Source organism: Mesorhizobium album (assembly GCF_033977205.1).
Taxonomy (GTDB): domain Bacteria; phylum Pseudomonadota; class Alphaproteobacteria; order Rhizobiales; family Rhizobiaceae; genus Mesorhizobium; species Mesorhizobium album.
On sequence record NZ_JAVIIW010000110.1, the window covers coordinates 1 to 1,992 of the forward strand.

The 1,992-nt window shown below is 59.6% G+C and carries 2 protein-coding genes; one reads left to right on the forward strand and one right to left on the reverse strand.

The window, feature by feature from the left end:
* Nucleotides 1-106: 106 nt before the first annotated feature.
* A complete protein-coding gene (locus tag RFN28_RS34360) occupies nt 107-499 on the reverse strand; it encodes a DUF1761 domain-containing protein (protein ID WP_320291557.1) in 393 nt (130 codons plus the stop codon).
* 323 nt (nt 500-822) lie between these two features.
* Between RFN28_RS34360 and RFN28_RS34365 the strand changes: the two genes are divergently transcribed.
* The gene (locus RFN28_RS34365; RefSeq protein ID WP_320291558.1) at nt 823-1,026 is read left to right on the forward strand and encodes a hypothetical protein; all 204 of its coding nucleotides are present in this window, start codon (nt 823-825) and stop codon (nt 1,024-1,026) included.
* Nucleotides 1,027-1,992: the final 966 nt, after the last annotated feature.

The following is a 1,992-nucleotide window of genomic DNA, read 5'->3' on the forward strand; positions in this document are numbered from 1 at the left end:
TCGCGGCCGGGGCTTTGGTGGTGTTGGCTTGCATGCTGACCTCCAGGTGATGTTTGGCGACTTCACTCTGGCAGAGCGCCGGTCGCCTTCCATCCCCATAGGATCTTCACGTGTGCTGACCGGCAGCTTGTAGGGTCCAAATAGCGATAGCAGACAAGCTTTGCGGCTTCTTCGTCGCGCCCCGCCGGGCTGAGGCCTTTTGTCTCCGCATGACCGTCAGGACCACGCCCATAACTGTCATGCTGACTAGGCGATAGCCGGCATTGACGGCGTAATAGCGCGGAGACCGGTGCTCATAGGTCGCCGAATGCAGCAGCACGACCGCAATGAAGCCTAGCCATAGCAGGGAAGTGCAGAGGAGCACCAAGACGATCGTCAGCGCGCTCCAGGCGTGGAGCACCTGATCGGGGATCAGCGCCATGGCCGCAAACGAGGCGAGGTCGACCGCACTCGCCCGCGGTAAGCCGGCAGCAAATTTCGTGCCGTCGACGCCCGACATCTCGGCCCACGGCCGAAGGAGGCGGCTTTGCCTTGAGGCCGCTCTTTGGAAAGGGCAGGAAAAATGGCCAAGATCCCCGGCAAGATCGAAACGATCGAAAACGACGAATCTGCTACCTTCGAGCCGTCCAAGGCAACCGGGCATAGCACGCGCTTCAACCGTCGGAGAGCATATATGTTCCGCCGGCCTCGCGGCGTCGCCCTCCAGACCCCCGCATCTGTGAGACCAAGGTCCTACCAGCAAACCGTCAGCATGGATCATCCACCGGCAGAATGTCCGCAAGCAGGCTCGACACGGATTGGCGTTGGGATGATAATTGTTCTATGCGCACCGTCGATGAGCAGGTTGCCGTCGAGCAGTTACTTGATGAAAACGGCGCCGCTGGCTTCGTGTCGGTCCGCGCCGCGATCTCAATATTGAGGCAACGCGTCGATACCGACCTCTCGGATGCCGAACTTGAGAAGCTGGTCGTAACAGCTGCTGCGATGCGCCGTACAGCGATCCAGCTTGATCGGCTCAACACCTAGATTTTGTGGCTCCCCGTTCGCCTCGCAGTTTGACGTGGAAGTCATGCTCGGCGCGCGCCCGCTAGTCCGCTCGAAGCAACCAGGAATGCTCATCCTGGTAGCCGAGCGTGCCGATTGGCTCGCCAAGGCAGCTCTTTCGATCCTATTCGGGCTGGCTGGTGCCCGATAGCCAGGCCGCATTCTGTGACGAAGTGACTGCTCGGCGCTGTTCGAGGGGGCAATGACAACGTAGGTGATCACGCTTTTGACGGGCCTAGCCCGGTCTCTTGCTCCACATCGACCCGGTCGGGCTATTAGCCAGTTTCCGCAACTGTCGCAGGAACCTTTCTAGTAGCGAGGAGTTGGAAAAGCGACAGGTCGCAATACCTGTGACCCTGTCCCCTCCCGAGATGCAAGCAGACCTGACCTCTATGGGTTCGGCCCGCATACTCCGGCCCAAGCCTGAGCCCGTCGCCTTCGCTCCCATTTAGGCGACGGGTTCTGTGTCCAAAGAGTTAACTAGAACGCGGACCAAGGTGGACGATCATCGGCGACGCCGAGCGGGGCACTGATGGCAAGGGTGCAGCCGTGCAGAACCTAGAGCCACCCATTGCTGGAAATGACGTCTCTCTAACCGAAGTCCTTGGCGAATGGTTTGTGACTGTTCGCGAAGGGGCTGGAGCCGATCATTCGATCGTTCGTCAATGAAGAGCTCACCTTTAGCTATGCCGAAGGCTAGGACACGGGTACGCGGCTCGTGATGTTGTGATGATGAGCCGCGGAATAATCTGGCGGCTCCAGGCGTTCTTTTGGCAGACGGTGGGCATGCGCGATGATGCCTGCCGCCACGGAGTTAACCGTGCGAACCCTGGCTGTGATCGCTGTTGTCCTGGTTGCAATCATCATCGGACTGGCAAGCTACGCCTATTTCGGATTCTACAATGTTGCTGCCAGCGAGCAGGACGCGAACGTCATCCGCTGGTCGCT